Below are 16199 nucleotides of genomic sequence, written 5' to 3'. Positions count from 1 at the left end.
TACCTATGTGCCATTGAAGAGGGTATTTAAGGATGATGGGGTAAGCTCAAACGAGCTAGCAATTATTTTCCTTATTGCATTTGGAATGGCAGGGGGCATCTACTTAATAGTTCAAGCTATCCTTAATGATGAAGATACGGGTGCATCAGTCGACCAGACCTCTTTTCTTTGGTAGGTATTGGCACCTAGCAATTTGTACTAAGTGTATTGGAGGGCTTTTTGATGGGTTTCTTGAAACCTCTTAAAGTAATTTAGCCCCTCAGGCCAAGGGCCAAATCCTGCTTCCACATTAATATGCCCAGCATTTTGTAAACAAATAAATTCGCTACCCCAGCAACTACTCCATAGTTGTGCTTTATTTGATTGCATCCATGGGTCATTGCTGCTTGCGATTACTAGACTGGGAAACGGAAGAGGTTCGCCAGGAATCATGGCCTGAATACTCTCTTGGTCAGCTGACTGAGTGTTTTTGATGCCTTGTAATGTAAAGCGCCCTGGATCAGCGGGAGCTATCAACATTGCACCGCCCACTTTATCTGCCCGCTCTAACCCAGCCGTGACTGCAGCCAAACACCCAAAGCTATGAGCTAGCAACCACACCCTATCGTTGGTAGAGCCAATTGCCTGAATGATTGCTTCAACCCAGTGAGAGAGTCCGGGTTTATCCCATTCTTGCTGCACGCGATATGACGAGCAAATTTGTCTCTCAATCCAGCTTTGCCAATGCGCGTCCTCGCTTCCAAGGAAACCGGGAATGATCAGTGTAGTTTCATTCGTCATGATTTAAGTGTTAACTATAAGCGTGAAACCACTTTTTAGAGTCAAGAATTTCTGCTATTGATATTTAGGAATGCTTAGATGTAATTCTTAGTTCTCATTTATTTGATTTGGTCATAAATTGCATTTGTTAACTTATTAAGCAAGTGTTTTATGTCTAATTTTCAGCAGGTACCCGCTTTTTTCAACTTGTCACGAGTCGTTGGAGATTTACGTCGTTCAAGAGAAGAAACTCATAAGATCCGTCATTTAGGAAAAGTTCGAGAGCTCCCATCTGGGGAAGTCTTAAAAGACATTCTGGCGGGATTATTTGCAGCATTATTTCCAACGCACTACAGACGTGCAGATCTTACGGATGAAAGCATTGATTGCTTTGTTGGCAATGTTTTAAGTATCGCCTTAAGGCAGCTTTCTGAACAAGTTCGTCGCAGCTTATATTTTTCTTCAAGTAGCAATCTCGAGGAAGAAGCTGCTTTTAATATCTTGGCTGAAAAAATTACAGGCCAGTTTAGTGCTGAGCTTCCAACTATCCGCGCTTTGATAGTGAGTGATATCCGAGCTGCAATGAGCGGTGATCCCGCTGCTACTAGCGTTTCTGAAGTCTTATTGTGTTACCCTGGAGTGAGTGCCGTAATTCACTATCGAATTGCGCATGCTCTTTATCAATTGGGCACGCCACTTTTAGTTAGGTTTATATCTGAAATTGCCCATTCAAGAACTGGGGTTGATATTCACCTAGGTGCTCAGATTGATGAAGGGTTTTTTATCGATCACGGAACAGGAGTTGTCATTGGACAAACAGCTGTTTTAGGAAAGAATGTCCGCCTTTATCAGGCCGTTACTTTGGGTGCCAAGCGCTTTCCGGAGGATGACGAAGGCAACTTAATTAAAGGCGCCGATAGACACCCCATTCTTGAAGATGACGTTGTTATTTATGCGGGTGCGACTGTGCTTGGGCGCATCACTATTGGAGCGAGATCAACTATTGGTGGAAATGTTTGGCTGACCAAGAGCGTTCCACCAGATAGCAATATTTCTCAAGCACAAACACTTGGGCACTAAACAGCTCGATCAATATTTTTTTATTTATTTTTTTTAATCAACCACTACAGGAGTATTTATGGCAGAAGTAATTCAAAGCCCAACAGCATTAGGTGATTTGGCAGCACGGTAATTAGCCAATGCAACAAAACCGTACCTCAACTATCTACGATTTCTCCTCGATGGTTAACCCAGTTGCTGGGCTGGGTTCCTGTTGAGGCGGGGATCTATCGCCTAAACAAGGTGATTACCCATCTGAGGTGTTAACAGACTGTTCTAGTCGTGATAATGAGCGCGTGTTACCTCAAACTTTTGTTGATTATGATTCCACCACGTGAGTACTTTTTAAGCGCGGTTAATACCGTATTAGATGTACATACCCGTATTTCAGATTTATATAGCAGTCCATATAACCAAACTAGCGAACAGTTGCGTTTAACTATAGAGACGGCGAAGGAGCGACAAGAGGGGGAGTTAATCAATAATGCTGAGTATGGTTTATTAGCAAGTGTTGCCCCTGATTAGCGTATTAAGACTCGAACTGGCGCGCCAACGCCGGATGACTTAGATGAACTATTGACTAAAGTTTGGAAGGAGTCTGGTTTCTTCTTGGCCCACCCCAAAGCTATTGCCGCTTTTGGTCGTGAGTGCACCCGTCGTGGCGTTTCTCCCCCTACGGTTGGACTATTTGGCAGTCAATTTTTGACTTGGCGCGGTGTTCCGCTAGCTCCCTCAGACAAAGTGAAGATTCAAGACGGAAAGTCTTCTATTTTATTAATTAGATCTGGCGAGAAAAAGCAGGGCGTAGTTGGTTTATATCAACCAAATTTACCGGGTGAACAAAATCTAGGCCTATCAGTCCGCTTTATGGGTATCAATAACAAGGCTATTGCTTCCTACTTAGTTTCTTTGTATTGCTCTTTGGCTGTATTGACAGATGACGCTCTCGCAGTACTTGATGGTGTTGAGGTTGGCAAATACCATGAGTACAAGTAATCAATATCAAGTGGGGTACTTAGATCCCAAAGTGTTGGCAGACCTGGCTAATCAGAATTTTTCTGATACTCAGCCTACCCCCACGGCTCTTGGTGATTCACGGGGTAGATTGCCCAGTGGAGTAGCTAGCCATTCATTTCAACCTTTAGCAGGATTGGATATTGGTGCATTAGCGCAACTCGCTTTAGGAGGGGTACAGCAACAAGCTGGCCATGATTTGCTTGCTCAGAACCCAAGTTCACTTTCATTGGGTAGAAGTTTTGGGGCCGAACAGTTCATTCCAAACTCTTTATTGAGTGGTTTGGCTAACCCTGGTAATGATCAGTTATTTAATCAGCTATTTCCTGATCAGATCCCAGTGGCAAAGACTGGTAATACTGGTTTTGATCCATTGCTAATTCGTAAGGACTTCCCAATCCTCTCTGAGCGTGTTAACGGTCGACAATTAATTTGGTTCGATAATGCAGCTACAACACAAAAGCCAAAATCTGTAATCGATCGAATCACTATTTTTATGAACATGAAAATTCCAATATTCATCGAGCTGCTCATGAATTAGCTGCGCGAGCTACAGATGCGTATGAAGGTGCTCGTGAAAAGGTGCGGGCTTTTATTAATGCAAAATCTGTAAATGAAATCGTCTTTGTTCGCGCGGAACAACCAAGGCAATTAACTTAGTCTCTCAAAGTTGGGAGCGCCAAAACCTCAGGGAGGGCGATGAAATCATCGTCAGTAATTTGGAGCATCACGCAAATATCGTTCCTTGGCGGTTGCTAGCCAAAGAAAAAGGTCTGCGTATACGCGTGATTCCAGTCGATGACGATGGTCAATTGCTTTTGGATGAATATCAAAAGCTGTTAAATAGCCGCGCCAAACTGGTTAGCTTTACGCATGTTTCAAATGCTTTAGGAACAATTATTCCGGCTAAAAAGGTCATTGAATTGGCTCATGCTGCAGGGGCTAAGGTACTTCTAGATGGTGCCCAGTCTATTTCCTATATGAGGATTGATCTTCAAGATCTTAATCCCGACTGGTTTGTATTTTCGGGGCATAAGGTATTTGGACCAACCGATATTGGGGCGCTCTATGGCAAGGAGGATTTATTAAATGCTACTCAACCATGGCAGGGTGGGGGAAATATGATTAAGGATGTGACCTTTGAGCACACTCAATTTCATGGTGCACCGAGCCGATTTGAGGCGGGTACCGGCAATATTGCCGATGCCGATGCCGATGCCGTTGGTCTTGGTGCTGCATTGGATTATGTCAGCTCTATTGGTATTGATTTGATTGATCAATATGAGTACCAACTTTTGCTTTATGCGACTCGTCTTTTAAAGGATGTGCCAGGTTTAAGATTAATTGGTGCTGCAAAAGATAAAGCAAGCGTTTTGTCATTTGTCGTCCCTGGAGTTAAAACTGAGGATATCGGTGCAGCACTTAATAAAGAAGGCATTGCAGTTCGGTCGGGCCATCATTGTGCTCAGCCAATTCTGCGTCGTATGGGGGTTGAAACTACTGTGAGGCCGTCTTTGGCTTTCTACAATACCTGTCAGGAAGTAGATGCATTAGTTGCAGCGCTCTATCGAGTTCGATCGCATTAAACTGATTGCGGACAAAGATCGCAAGTGATCTTTGTCCGTACTTAAGTCAAATCTTGTTGCTGAGTAGGGATGTTTCTTGCCTTAATCACTTTTTCCCAGTTAGCTGATTCAGCTTGAATTTTAGAATCGACGTCTTTGCTCTTCATTATCATCGGTGTGAGGCCGTTGGCTTCCATATTAGCCAGTAGTGATGGGCTTTAAATGACTTTTCAGTAGCGACATAAATTTTGTCGATAATAAATTGAGGTGTTCCCATGGGAACTGCTAGCGCATACCAACCGGTATTTTCAAATCCAGGAATAGCGGCCTCAGACACGGTTGGAACATTAGGAAGTTGTTTCAATCTTTTGCTGCTGGTAACAGCCAAGGCCTTGGCTTGACCTGCTTTAGCAAATCCACTGGTAGCCGGGAAGTTACCCGCCATAAAATGCAAAGATCATTCAGATTGATGCTGATAACAAGATGCTTGGTCTGGTAAAGAAAATTTTAGTAGGAATTTGTGGTGATGCCAAAGCTGCAGCAGTTGTCTTAACTAAGCGTTTGGAAGGCAAGACCTTGGCCTGTGATGCTACTAAAGCAGAGCGCGCTAAAACAATTGCAGCAGAAAAAGCGGCATGGGAAAAAGAGTTGGATGAGTGGACTCACGAAAAAGACCCATTCAGCTTGGATATGATTGAAGAGCAGAAGAAAGAAGTGACTCCTACAGGTGGTCATTACTTGCACCCACGTCAAGTATTGCGTGAGCTTGAAAAAGCGATGCCTGCTGACGTCATAGCGTCTACTGATATTGGCAATATCAACTCCGTTGCCAATAGTTACCTCCGTTTTGAAAAGCCACGTAGCTTTTTGCCCCAATGAGTTTTGGTAACTGCGGTTATGCGCTACCAACAATTATTGGTGCTAAAGCCGCTGCTCCTAATCGTCCTGCGATTGCTTACGCTGGAGATGGTGCTTGGGCGATGAGTATGGTCGAGATTCTGATTGCGGTTCGTCACGATATTCCGGTGACCGCTATTGTGTTCCATAACCGTCAGTGGGGCGCTGAGAAGAAGAACCGGGTTGACTTCTATAACCGGCGCTTTGTAGCTGGTGAGCTAGAGAGCCCGAGTTTTGCAGGACTTGCGCAATCAATGGGTGCGGAAGGTATTGTGGTCGACCAGTTGGATCAGGTAGGTCCAGCACTCAAGAAGGCTATCGATATGCAGATGAAGGAAGGTAAGACTTGTGTGATCGAGATTATGTGTGCTCGTGAACTTGAGGACCCATTCCGTCGTAATGCTTTGTCTAAGCCAGTGCGTTTCTTGGATAAATATAAAGATTACGTATAAGCAATCATGAGAGTAAAGAAAGAGTCCGGTTTAGCTGGACTTTTTCTTTTACGCTAGACTCATTCCATTCATACTTTGCTGAGGTTTGAAATATGAATGGCCTAGCACTTAAAGTTCTTAAGCGTTTCTCAGTCTGCCTTAGCTTCTTACTGCTGTCTAGTAACGTAGTAGCAGATGCCTATCCAAGCAAGCCCATCAGATTGATTGTTCCTTTTCCTCCTGGTGGGCCAACCGATATTGTTGCTAGACCTTTGGCGCTCCTATTGGGTGATCGTCTAAAGGAGCAGATCGTCATTGAGAATAAAGGTGGGGCTGGCGGATCGATTGGTGCAGATCTAGTAGCCAAATCAGCTCCTGATGGTTATGCCTTGTTCATGGGTACTGTCGGCACGAATGCAATCAACGGCAGTCTATATAAGCAGTTGCCATATGACATGACGAAGGATTTCACCCCGATTGCTTTGGTGGCAACAGCGCCAGTAGTGATTGTGGTCAACTCAAGTGATCGTATTAAAACGCTCTCCGAATTAATCACAGAAGCACGCGCAAAGCCAGACACGATAGCCGTATGGAACTGCTGGCAATGGAACGCCTGGGCATCTAACAGCAGCCTTGTTTGAGTTAACTGCTCAAGTCAAATTCAAGCATATTCCTTATAAAGGAAGTGCGCCTGCAGTAACGGATCTGGTTGGTGGTCAGATACCCTCGGCATTTAATCCGATTCAATCTGTATTGTCACACATTACTTCTGGAAAACTACGGGCTTTAGCGGTTACCAGTAAGACGCGCTCCCCTTTATTGCCCAATGTACCCACAGTAGCTGAATTGGGTTATCCCCAGTTTGAATCAACAGCCTGGTGGGCATTATTTGGTCCTGCAAAATTGCCAGATTCAATTACTAAAAAACTGAGGGTGGATACTGAGAAAGTAGCTCAATCGGCTGCCTTCAAAAAGCGCTTGGGAAATTTAGGCGTACAACCAAATGTAGATTTCAAAGAAAGTTTGGCTAATTTTCAAACTAGTGAGATTGCAAAATGGGTTAGAGTAGTTCGCGATTCTGGTGCCACTATTGATTAATGGTAGATAAGAGAAAAACATGAAGCTGAACGCAGAAGAAAAGGCAATGCTAGCTGGTGAGTTTGGACCAGCTAGGCAAACCGCTATTCAACATCAAATCAAGGTAGGCGAATTTTTTGGCGCTGAAGATTTAGTGCCCGTATCTCAGGCTCACATCATGGCTGATACTGAGAGTCTTGGTGAGGCAGGCGTTGAGTGGTTGGCAGGCCCCTAGCCAAAAATGCACCGCAAGATTGTATGGTTCGTATACCGACTATCACTGGTCTTAGGGGTACTGACTTCACTAAAGCAAAACAGTTGGGTCAAACTGAAAAAATGCTGGAACTCGAAAGACAAGCAATCGATGCATTTGTGAAGATGGGTGTATCGATGACTGATATCTGCATTAATTACCAAACGATTATGGCTCCTGTGTATGGCGAGCATTTAGCGTTTGGTGACACAGGAGTGGTGATTTATTTAAACAGTGTTTGTGGTGCTCGCTCTAACTTTGAAGGTGGCCCTTCAGCGCTGGCCGCTGGTCTCACCAGCAGAACACCGCGATATGGCTATCAAGATGAGCATCGCAAGCCAACTCATCGTTTCAAGACTTCATGGACTCCTCAGACTCTGAATGAGTGGAGTGTATTGGGAGGGTTGATTGGTAAGAAATCAGGCAATTATTGGTCGGTTCCCGTTTTAGAGGGAATTGAAGGTCATCCTGGATCCGATGCTATGAAGCATTTCGGGGCGGCGATGGCCAGCTTTGGTTCTACTGCTTTATTTCATGTATTAGGCATTACGCCGAAAGCGCTGCAAGCGCGAGATTTGGAGTGCTTGCATTTACCCGAAATCCTCATTACCAAAGAAGAGGTAATGGGTTTACAAAACTCCTATCGCATTGCGGAGGAAATTGATGTGGTGGTATTTTCTGCGCCGCAATTAAGTCTTATGGAAATGAAGAGCATGGCTGAGTTATGCAATGGTAAGAAATTCATTAAGCCACTATTGGCCATGACAAGCCCACAAGTAAAGCCAGATTCGGATCGAATGGGTTATACCGAAATGATTGAAGGTGCTGGAGGAACCGTATTTTCTGGAATGTGCTTCTATCAGTCCTATGCAAGAGAAATTGCTGAGACCAATGGATGGAAGGCCTTGGCGACGAATAGCGCAAAGATTGTGAATATATTAGGTGGCTATGGCTACACACCAATGCTGGCCTCTATGGAAGACTGCGTACAAGCTGCGGTAACAGGGAGATTAAAGTGAGTGGAAAAATTTTCAAGGCAAAACATGCTCATGGTGAGAGTATTGAGGGCGAATGCCTTAGTGCATCAGATGGATTTTCAGCGCGCTACGATTTAGATCGACTGAAGGGTGTTTTTTCCCGTCCAGCTCATAAGTTATTTGGTTAGTTCTATAAAGATAAGATTTTGGTGTTAGATGCCGCTAAGGGTGGTGTAGCTAGCGCTTGGATGCTGTATGAAATGAAATCTAGAAATCTGTGTCCATCGGCCATTATTTTTAATGCAGTTAATCCGATCTTGGCTCAAAGTGCAGCCCATGCTGGCATACCAATGTTAAGTGGTTTTGATTGCAATGTTACTCAGGCGATTGCTAGTGGTGAGCGCGTGCGGATCGATACTAAAAATCAAACCGTGGAAGTGCTTAAGTAATCACTTAATAAATAGAGTAGTACTCAGATAAGCTCGGCCGAATACGACCGGGCTTATTTTTTTGCACAGTGCCAATCGTAATAAAGCAAATGGGTTCTTCATCTTTTGTGAGTTTAAATAGTGATCGGATGCGATCACTCTGAAGGGCTCTACCACTAGATAGCCCCGAGCCAAATCCATAGGCATACGCGCTTAAGAGGATGTTCTGAATTGCGCAACCAAGAGAAATGAGTTTTTCTTGTTTGCTGATGTCGTCATTTGGATCTTGGTAATTTGCTATAGCCAATAAAAGCAAGGGGCCACGGAAAGCTTTTTCATAGGCCTCTTGCTGTTGTATATCTGTGGCATCTGGATCGCGATCCAATAATGACTGTTTGAAGGCTTTACCTAAGCTTGCGCGACTACTTTCCTGGATCTCAATAAAACGCCATGGAAGCATTCTGTCATGATCAGGAGCAGCATTAGCTGCCAAGAGTATGGTTTCCTTTTGAGCTAGTGTAGGTCCTGGATTCCCTAATCTTTTAGGAGAAATATGAGCTCTACCGTGAATCAGTTGTTCAGCGAATTGATCCATGGACAGGCAGGTTTAAGAAACTCTTTGGTAATACAAATTTTGCGGGTGATTTGCTTCGGCAAAGAACATCCATCTTTCAGCAAGTAAGCCTAAGTAATTGATGAACAATGCTAAGCCGATAACCAACATATTGGGGGATATGATCGCATATGCTATCAATACCATTGGGATTACATATGCACAAAGCAAAATAATTTTGCGGATATTAGCAATCACTTGATCGGTTTGATAATGAAAGAACTCGTGCGTATTAAAACTACCGCCCATTAAACCCATCGAGGTTTGGCGGATATTCGTACCCTTAATGCCAGTTGCTGAAGCAAGATTGGATTTTGGCTTGAGGTCACGATTGCGTCTCCACATCCAAGGTTTCAGATTAAATGACAGAAATAAAAGTGCGAAAGCAATGATCGATAGGGGTGCATCAATCATTTGCGCAGCATCGTCTCTCCATAGAGCGATGAGCAGTTTAAGCAAAAGCCATCCTGAAGTCATGCCTAAAAGGATAAAGTTCGTGAGGGTGGAGGGGTGTGGCCATTCTTGAATAAACCGAATGCATTGATAGATTTTCGCGGTACAAATCCATAGCGCAAAGGTAGTGATGAGGAGTGCTACCCATAACCATTGCGGCACTTGGCTAGTAGCGGCATAAAAGTAAGCAATTAAGGTGACGCCCATGAGTGCTGGTAGTGCAATCACCTCTCTTGAGAGCCAGGATGTTTTCCACATCATTGCAGCCCGCCAGGCTCGCCCTGGATGGCCTAGGTGAAAGAATGAAGCAACTAAGCCTTAAGACCCAGGAGGATGAAAGCTACTGGTAGCGCAAGATGGGTAAGAAATGCATTGGGGGTTGCTTGGCTGTAAAGATTAGAGAGGGCTATAAAAAATAGAAGGCCCTGAGCCATGCCGGCTAATGTAGTGAAGAAAATGATTGAAAATTGTGGACGCATTATTTGTCATTCCTTGCAGCATCAATGGTTTCCATGATGGAGCGCGGTAAATAGTGATTAGCAGGTTGGGTTTCCCATTCAGGCATCAATGCATAGCCAGAATATTCTTCGATTGCTTTGCTAGCTGCAGATTCTGGATTATGAACATCGCCAAAAATACGTGCACTTGTAGGGCAGGCGAGAACGCATGCAGGTTTTTTCTCGGCTTCCGGCAAAGTCTCGCTATAGATGCGATCTACACAGAGAGTGCATTTTGTCATCACCTGACGTTCTTGATCGAGTTCACGAGTGCCATAAGGACAGGCCCAAGAACAATGCCATCCTCTTTGCGTTTGTAGCTTGCGCCTGTAGGGCAAACAGGAACACAAGGAGATTCTTCGCAATGTAGGCATGACTTAGGAGAGTGAACAGTCTGGGTGTTTGGAAAGGTTCCCGCTTCAAAAGTTTGAACCCTATTGAAGAAGGTGCCGCTTGGATTAGCCCCATAGGCATTGAGATCAGTGAGGGGGCCTGCCGATCCAGAGGTATTCCACTCCTTGCAAGACGTTACGCACGCATGGCACCCAACGCATACATTTAAATCAATGACGAGAGCGAGTTGTTTATTTTTTTGCTCACTTTGTCTCCCCCGCTTTTTTAAGCGGTCATTCCAGGTACTTCAAATGCTTTTACTTGAGGCCAAGTTTCTTTTGGCTCGCTTTCATCTGCAGGTGCCAGTCTTACTCTGACGTCATACCAACCTGCTTGTCCAGCAATCGGATCAGAATTGCTTACAGTAAAGCCTCCCAATGGAAGTAGTTCTTCTGAAATAAGGTGATTAAGCAAAAAGCCTTTTTTGGATTCATCAGCATCGCTAGTTAAGCTCCAAGCTGATTCGGCTTTGCCAATTGCATTCCAAGTCCAAATTGTTCCTGGATCAACCGCCTCAGAATGTCTAGCCATACATCTCACCTTGCCCCATTGAGACTCAATCCACATCCATGCACCGTTTGCAAGCCCGCATTTGAGGGCGGTAGCAGTATTGACGTAGATAGTTATGACTATGAATTTGTCTCAACCACGCATTTTGAGAGTCCCATGAGTGATACATGGCCATTGGACGTTGAGTGATGGCATTCAGGGTAAATTTGCTAAGGTCGGTAGCCTCATCTTCAAGTGGCGGATACCAGAAGGGCAATGGATCAAAGTATTTGTAGATGCGCGCTTTTAAATGCTCAGGGGGTTGTGCTCCTGGACGCTTTCCAGCTGATGCCAATCTGAAGCGTTGCAATATATCTGAGTAAATTGCGATCATGATCGGATCACTCTTTTGTCTCAAAGCATTCTCTTTTGAGAACTCTAAATATCCCTTATTCCAGTTGTGCATATATTGATGCTCAGGAGGCATGTGGTATTGATGCACGCAATTATTTTCAGCATACTTTTGCCACTGGTTGGGGTTTGGTTTGCCGCGTAATGGTTTATCTCCATCCTTGCCACGCCAGCCGCTTAAGAAGCCAATTCCTGAAGCAGGAGCTGTCTGAAAGCGCGTAATAAAGTCGGGGTAATCCTTAAACTTGCGCTCACCTTCTGGAGTGGTGAAGGCTGGAAACTTTAAACGGGAGGCTAGCTCAATCAACACTTCCTGGAAGGGCTTGCATTCTCCTAGTGGCTCTAGCACTGGTATACGCACAGAATCGACAGGACCATCAAACTCTGAAATTGGTCTATCGAGCATGCTCATCACATCATGACGTTCAAGATAGGTTGTGTCTGGAAGTACTAAGTCAGCAAAATCTATCATCTCAGATTGGAATGCATCGCACACTACTAAGAATGGGATCTTAAATTCACCATTATCATTTTTTGCGTTGAGGTGTTCGCGTACTTCCATGGTATTCATGGTGGAGTTCCATGACATATTGGCCATGAAGATCATGAGTGTATTGATGGAGTAGGGGTCACCCTTCACTGCATTGGTAATCACGTTATGCATCAGCCCATGAGCTGCCAAAGGATGTTCCCATGAGTAGGCTTTATCAATACGCAGTGGCTTTCCTTCAGAATCTAACGCTAAGTCTTCTGGTTGAGTTGGCCAGCCCAATGGTGGTTTTGCCAAAGGGGTGTTGGGCTTGATGTCATTCTTAGAAGAAGGTGGCTTTGTATTCGGTGGCACCTGTCTTGGATAGGGGGGTTATGCCTAAAGCCGCCTGGTCGATCAATCGTTCCCAATAAAGACATCAGTACCGCTAAACCTCGAGTGGTTTGAAATCCATTGGAGTGGGCAGATAGTCCCCGCATTGCATGAAAAGCAACCGGCCTGCCTGTTACAGATTGATGTGTTTCACCCCGGGTATCGGTCCATTGAATAGGTAGCTCAAATTCTTGACCAAAGGCGGTATCTGCCATTTCTAGTGCAAGTTTGCGAATGCGTTCGGCAGGAATGCTGGTAATAGCAGCAGCCCATTCAGGCGTGGTCTCATTGACTTGGCGTTTCAGTAATTCAAAAGCCGGCACTACTTTTTTGCCTTGATGTGGCCCTGGCCCCATGACGTATTCACCCGAGAGTGCAGGGGATGTACCCTGAGCAAAGCAAGGTTTGGCACTTTGGGATTTTTCATCCCATATATATTTGTTATGCGGTAAATCTAAATTGATTGGATCAGAATCGGGATCATATAAGAACAGACCTTCTTCTGGGCCTGAATCCATGCAGACTAGTTGGGAGGAGTTGCTATAGCGCTTTAAGAAGGGGGCATCATATTTTTCTTGGCGAATGAGTTCATGCATCAAAGCCATGAAGAGTGCGCTATCGGTCCCAGGTTTAATGGGTATCCATTCATCTGCGATTGCGAAGTACCCTGTTCTTACTGGATTGATAGAGATGAAACGACCATCCGATCTTTTAAATTTAGATAAGGCAATTTTCATCGGGTTGCTATGATGATCCTCGGCCGTGCCAATCATGACGATTAACTTGGCTTGATCCAAGTCTGGTCCACCGAACTCCCAAAAACTTCCACCAATCGTATAAATCATTCCAGCAGCCATATTGACCGAGCAAAAACCTCCGTGAGCTGCATAGTTGGGTGTCCCAAATTGCCTTGCAAACAATCCTGTCAGAGCCTGCATTTGGTCGCGGCCTGTAAAGAGAGCAAACTTCTTTGGATCGGTATTTGGCAAGTCGCTCACTCAGAATATCGAATGCTTTGTCCCAACTGATGGGCTCAAATTCTCCATTACCTCTCTCGCTTCCTGCTTTGCGCAAGAGTGGTTGTGTAATACGTGCTGGGGAGTTTTGCTTCATGATTCCTGAAGAGCCCTTAGCGCAAATTACGCCTTGATTTAAAGGGTGCTCAGGATTGCCATCGATATAGGCTAATTTACCATCACGAAGATGTGCTCGGATGTCGCAACGGCAGGCACACATATAACAAGTCGTTTTTTTATTTCGGTCGCAGGCGCTTGTTTATTAATGGGATCATGCGCGGGATCGCTAGAAAATATTTTGAACATAGCCTTCTCAACTATTGAGGATTTTTAGCAAGGAGAATGGCTATCGCGGTCGATGCCACTCTAGAAAATACAGAATCAGATCTTGATGTCAGCGTAATTGGAACTTGAGCGCCTAAGATAGTACCGGCGCACTCTGCACCAACCATATAAACAAAAGACTTATAGAGAATATTGCCGACTTGTAAATCAGGCATCAGCAAGAAATCAGGATCGCCAGCCACCTTTGAATAAATTCCCTTGGTCCTTGCGGATTGAGCCGAGATCGCATTATCAAATCCAAAAGGGCCTTCAATAATGGTGTCTGGAAAAATGGGGTGTGCAATGTGCTCATCAACGATTTCTTTTGCATCAGTAGTGGATGACATTGCTGGGTTGATCACTTCAGTGGCAGCAATAATCGCCACTTTGACATTGCTAATACTCAACCGTTTTAAGGCATCAAGACTATTAGCTAGTATTTCTCTTTTGAGTTGGGCACTTGGCGCAATACTCACAACAGCGTCAGTAACACCCAGTAGCTTATGGTATCGGGCAAGTTCAAATAAGAACAGATGGCTTACTCGTTTATCAGTGCGTAGACCATCACGACTCACAATCGGCCCCATGAGATCTTCAGTATGCAAAGAGCCTTTCATAAGACGGCGAGTTTTCCTTCTTTGACCATCTCAATGGCCTTCTTGGTCGCTAAGATAGGATCCTTCGGTGTATCCACAATTTGGATGCCATCAAGAGAAAGCTCTTCAATCTCTTTTTTAGGGCCTATTAGTATCGGAGTGCATAACTCTCTCTTGATGAGATCGAAGACGGTTTCTAGTACTGGCGCACTTAATGGATACATCACTTCAAGCGGAAGGTCGTTCTTAGCTTCCTCAATCATTTTTTCTAAGAGCTGATATTTCACGTTTAGATATGTCCTAAGATGACTGGGAAGCAATACTTACTAAGAAAGTGTTTGAGAGATACGCTCAGACGCTTCTTTTAGTTTAGGAATATGCTCCATCGCTTGATTTAATGGGAGTCTAGCGGTAGCTGCATGAACTGCAATGGCTGCGACGACTTCGCCCAGCGCATCTCTTACAGGAACGGCAACGCAAGAGACTCCTAGTACATACTCTTCGTTATCGACTGCATAACCTGTACTCACAATTCTTTCCATTTCCGATTCCAGTAAGTGACGATCGGTAATTGTTCTGTGAGTAAATTGTTCAAGCGGAAGATTTTCTAAAATCTTCGTACGCTCTTCAACAGGTTTAAAAGCAAGAAGTAATTTGCCACTCGCACTACAGTGCGGTGGCAAAACTGTGCCTGGCGGTAAGTGGAGGCGTAAGGCCCAATTCGCCTCAACACGGTCTAAATAAAATAGCTCTCCACGTTTTAAAACAGCAAGGTTGCAGGTTTCACCTAAATCGGCAACCAGCTTGCGAAGAATAGTGTGTCTTACAGCAGAAACAGTATCGTGAGTTAATGTTGACAACGCTAAGTGAGAAAGGCGCTTACCCGGAGAATAGGTTCGTCCGCCAGGTTCTCTTGCCACTAAACCAGCTTCTTCAAAAATGGCCAAGGTCCTGTGCAAGGATGCCTTCGGCATACTGGTAATTTGCATGAGTTGGGCAAGTGTTGCTGGCTGTTGTAAGCCAGCTAAGGCCTCCAAAATGACTATACCCTTGAGCATGGCGAGTTTTTGCTGGAGTTATCTCTTTTGGAGGTATCGAGCTGCTCGTTAGTGTCTAATTCAATCATTTGTACTAAATCCCATGAATTGTGCTGTTTTGTTCACTCTAATAGAACAAAGTTGTAATTTATAGGGAAAATGTTAGTATTTTTACTTATGCGAAACAACTTGTTCCGTTGAATAAGATCATTTATGCTGTTTAGAGCGGTAAATATAAGGGCTAAGAGATGGGTCTGAAAATGGTTTTAACAGGAGATTAGGTATGCGTAGAAGCAATCGATTAGTCGCTGTTTTGTCAACGATCCTAGCTTTAATGGGTTCTTTTGGTTGGATGCAGTTTGTCCACGCGCAGGCTTGGCCTACAAAGCCCATCAAATTTATTGTTCCCTATCCGCCGGGTGGGGGTACTGATGTGATTGCACGCATCATGCAGGAGCCATTAGGTCAGGCTCTTGGTCAACAGATCATTGTTGATAATCGTTGGCGGTGCTGGCGGTTCGATTGGAACGGATATTGCTGCTAAGTCACCATCAGATGGCTACAACGTTTTATTTACACTCTCTTCACACACGATTAATCCAGCGATTTATCCAAAGCTTGCTTTTGATACAGAGAAGGATTTCTTGCCAGCATCTTTAGTAGCATCATTACCGCAAATTCTGGTGGCTAACCCAAACTTCCCAGCAAAGAATGTTCAGGAAGTGATCGAAATGGCTAAGGCAAAGCCGGATGCAATTGCATATGCGTCAGTTGGTAACGAATCACCCGGGCATTTAGCTGGCGCCATGATGGCAGGGTCTGCTGGAGTGACGATGCAACATATTCCCTATCGCGGAGGTGGTCCTGCTATCACTGATGTGATTGCTGGGCAGGTTCCCTTGCCGTGGGTTTCAATTCCTGCAGCAGCAAATTATGTCAAGACTGGCAAGCTGCGCGCCGCTAGTAGTTTCAACTGTAAAGCGCTCACCTGTTTTCCCGGACGTGCCAACCATGGCTGAGTTAGGTTTTAAGGATTACGAGAGGTGGA

General features: G+C 44.6%; 15 protein-coding genes and 6 pseudogenes. 12 read left to right on the top strand and 9 right to left on the bottom strand.

Translation table 11 applies throughout. From position 1 onward, the window contains the following. Positions 1–198 precede the first annotated feature (198 nt). Positions 199–780, bottom strand: coding sequence for an RBBP9/YdeN family alpha/beta hydrolase (locus DXE37_RS08285; protein WP_114637160.1), 582 nt, complete (start codon positions 778–780; stop codon positions 199–201). A gap of 150 nt (positions 781–930) precedes the next feature. On the opposite strand from DXE37_RS08285, the gene epsC reads away from it, so the two are divergent. The 3 genes and pseudogenes from epsC to DXE37_RS08270 all read left to right on the top strand — a co-directional run. After that, on the top strand, positions 931–1839 hold the full coding sequence (epsC, locus tag DXE37_RS08280) for a serine O-acetyltransferase EpsC (protein ID WP_114637159.1): 909 nt from the start codon (positions 931–933) through the stop codon (positions 1837–1839). Between the two features lie 58 nt (positions 1840–1897). Continuing rightward, positions 1898–2814, top strand: a pseudogene (locus tag DXE37_RS08275) (family 2A encapsulin nanocompartment shell protein). A 370-nt stretch (positions 2815–3184) separates the two neighbouring features. Further along, positions 3185–4418: pseudogene (locus tag DXE37_RS08270) on the top strand (family 2A encapsulin nanocompartment cargo protein cysteine desulfurase); the annotation flags it as partial. 148 nt (positions 4419–4566) lie between these two features. Here the strand turns inward: DXE37_RS08270 and DXE37_RS08265 are convergent. Beyond that, complete coding sequence (locus DXE37_RS08265) at positions 4567–4842, bottom strand: tripartite tricarboxylate transporter substrate-binding protein (protein ID WP_114637158.1); 276 nt, start codon at positions 4840–4842, stop codon at positions 4567–4569. A 2-nt stretch (positions 4843–4844) separates the two neighbouring features. Between DXE37_RS08265 and DXE37_RS08260 the strand changes: the two are divergent. From DXE37_RS08260 to DXE37_RS12935, 7 genes and pseudogenes are all read left to right on the top strand, one after another. After that, positions 4845–5746: pseudogene (locus DXE37_RS08260) on the top strand (thiamine pyrophosphate-dependent enzyme); the annotation flags it as partial. A 92-nt stretch (positions 5747–5838) separates the two neighbouring features. Continuing rightward, entirely contained in the window at positions 5839–6366 is a 528-nt protein-coding gene (locus DXE37_RS13685; protein WP_269460332.1) for a Bug family tripartite tricarboxylate transporter substrate binding protein, read from the top strand. Continuing rightward, a complete protein-coding gene (locus DXE37_RS13680) occupies positions 6359–6823 on the top strand; it encodes a Bug family tripartite tricarboxylate transporter substrate binding protein (protein ID WP_269460331.1) in 465 nt (154 codons plus the stop codon). Before DXE37_RS13685 ends, DXE37_RS13680 begins: the two co-directional genes overlap by 8 nt. A gap of 19 nt (positions 6824–6842) precedes the next feature. Then, entirely contained in the window at positions 6843–7037 is a 195-nt protein-coding gene (locus DXE37_RS13675; protein WP_269460330.1) for an aconitase X, read from the top strand. Positions 7038–7060: 23 nt separating this feature from the next. Beyond that, positions 7061–8074 (top strand): aconitase X, encoded by a 1014-nt coding sequence (locus DXE37_RS08250; protein ID WP_269460329.1) that lies wholly within the window; start codon positions 7061–7063, stop codon positions 8072–8074. Beyond that, a complete protein-coding gene (locus DXE37_RS12940) occupies positions 8071–8220 on the top strand; it encodes a hypothetical protein (protein ID WP_231971282.1) in 150 nt (49 codons plus the stop codon). The genes DXE37_RS08250 and DXE37_RS12940 overlap by 4 nt, the downstream gene beginning before the upstream one ends. A 15-nt stretch (positions 8221–8235) precedes the next feature. Then, positions 8236–8481 (top strand): aconitase X swivel domain-containing protein, encoded by a 246-nt coding sequence (locus DXE37_RS12935; RefSeq protein ID WP_269460361.1) that lies wholly within the window; start codon positions 8236–8238, stop codon positions 8479–8481. Between the two features lie 4 nt (positions 8482–8485). Here DXE37_RS12935 and DXE37_RS08240 read toward each other — a convergent pair whose 3' ends face one another. From DXE37_RS08240 to DXE37_RS08205, 7 genes and pseudogenes are all read right to left on the bottom strand, one after another. Beyond that, a complete protein-coding gene (locus DXE37_RS08240; RefSeq protein ID WP_114637157.1) occupies positions 8486–9055 on the bottom strand; it encodes a nitroreductase family protein in 570 nt (189 codons plus the stop codon). A 12-nt stretch (positions 9056–9067) separates the two neighbouring features. After that, positions 9068–9832, bottom strand: a pseudogene (locus tag DXE37_RS08235) (dimethyl sulfoxide reductase anchor subunit family protein); the annotation flags it as partial. 172 nt (positions 9833–10004) lie between these two features. After that, positions 10005–10591, bottom strand: a pseudogene (locus tag DXE37_RS08225) (4Fe-4S dicluster domain-containing protein). Between the two features lie 50 nt (positions 10592–10641). Next, positions 10642–13414 (bottom strand): annotated as a pseudogene (locus DXE37_RS08220) (molybdopterin oxidoreductase family protein). 97 nt (positions 13415–13511) lie between these two features. Beyond that, positions 13512–14135, bottom strand: coding sequence for a phosphate acyltransferase (locus DXE37_RS08215; RefSeq protein ID WP_114637154.1), 624 nt, complete (start codon positions 14133–14135; stop codon positions 13512–13514). Next, the gene (locus DXE37_RS08210) at positions 14132–14401 is read right to left on the bottom strand and encodes a hypothetical protein (RefSeq protein ID WP_114637153.1); all 270 of its coding nucleotides are present in this window, start codon (positions 14399–14401) and stop codon (positions 14132–14134) included. Before DXE37_RS08210 ends, DXE37_RS08215 begins: the two co-directional genes overlap by 4 nt. A 39-nt stretch (positions 14402–14440) precedes the next feature. Then, positions 14441–15172: an IclR family transcriptional regulator gene (locus DXE37_RS08205; RefSeq protein ID WP_114637152.1), complete on the bottom strand. Its 732-nt coding sequence runs from the start codon at positions 15170–15172 to the stop codon at positions 14441–14443. Positions 15173–15434: 262 nt separating this feature from the next. Between DXE37_RS08205 and DXE37_RS12930 the strand changes: the two genes are divergently transcribed. Together DXE37_RS12930 and DXE37_RS12925 are read left to right on the top strand one after the other, a co-directional pair. Continuing rightward, a complete protein-coding gene (locus DXE37_RS12930; protein WP_231971281.1) occupies positions 15435–15695 on the top strand; it encodes a type 2 periplasmic-binding domain-containing protein in 261 nt (86 codons plus the stop codon). Beyond that, the gene (locus DXE37_RS12925) at positions 15640–16170 is read left to right on the top strand and encodes a tripartite tricarboxylate transporter substrate-binding protein (protein WP_231971280.1); all 531 of its coding nucleotides are present in this window, start codon (positions 15640–15642) and stop codon (positions 16168–16170) included. Before DXE37_RS12930 ends, DXE37_RS12925 begins: the two co-directional genes overlap by 56 nt. The last annotated feature ends 29 nt before the right edge of the window (positions 16171–16199 follow it).

The sequence above is a fragment of the Polynucleobacter necessarius genome, from assembly GCF_900095205.1.
Lineage (GTDB): Bacteria > Pseudomonadota > Gammaproteobacteria > Burkholderiales > Burkholderiaceae > Polynucleobacter > Polynucleobacter necessarius_E.
The sequence above is the reverse complement of the archived record's forward strand: the minus strand, read 5'-3'. Positions and strand labels throughout refer to the sequence as shown.

What these genes read in the sequence shown, in the direction of transcription:
- DXE37_RS13675 (WP_269460330.1), top strand. Translation starts at nt 6,843, where the DNA reads ATGAAGCTGAACGCAGAAGAAAAGGCAATGCTAGCTGGTGAGTTTGGA.
- DXE37_RS08205 (WP_114637152.1), bottom strand. Translation starts at nt 15,172, where the DNA reads ATGCTCAAGGGTATAGTCATTTTGGAGGCCTTAGCTGGCTTACAACAG.
- epsC (WP_114637159.1), top strand. Translation starts at nt 931, where the DNA reads ATGTCTAATTTTCAGCAGGTACCCGCTTTTTTCAACTTGTCACGAGTC.
- DXE37_RS08265 (WP_114637158.1), bottom strand. Translation starts at nt 4,842, where the DNA reads ATGGCGGGTAACTTCCCGGCTACCAGTGGATTTGCTAAAGCAGGTCAA.
- DXE37_RS08250 (WP_269460329.1), top strand. Translation starts at nt 7,061, where the DNA reads ATGGTTCGTATACCGACTATCACTGGTCTTAGGGGTACTGACTTCACT.
- DXE37_RS08215 (WP_114637154.1), bottom strand. Translation starts at nt 14,135, where the DNA reads ATGAAAGGCTCTTTGCATACTGAAGATCTCATGGGGCCGATTGTGAGT.
- DXE37_RS13685 (WP_269460332.1), top strand. Translation starts at nt 5,839, where the DNA reads ATGAATGGCCTAGCACTTAAAGTTCTTAAGCGTTTCTCAGTCTGCCTT.
- DXE37_RS08285 (WP_114637160.1), bottom strand. Translation starts at nt 780, where the DNA reads ATGACGAATGAAACTACACTGATCATTCCCGGTTTCCTTGGAAGCGAG.
- DXE37_RS12930 (WP_231971281.1), top strand. Translation starts at nt 15,435, where the DNA reads ATGCGTAGAAGCAATCGATTAGTCGCTGTTTTGTCAACGATCCTAGCT.
- DXE37_RS08240 (WP_114637157.1), bottom strand. Translation starts at nt 9,055, where the DNA reads ATGGATCAATTCGCTGAACAACTGATTCACGGTAGAGCTCATATTTCT.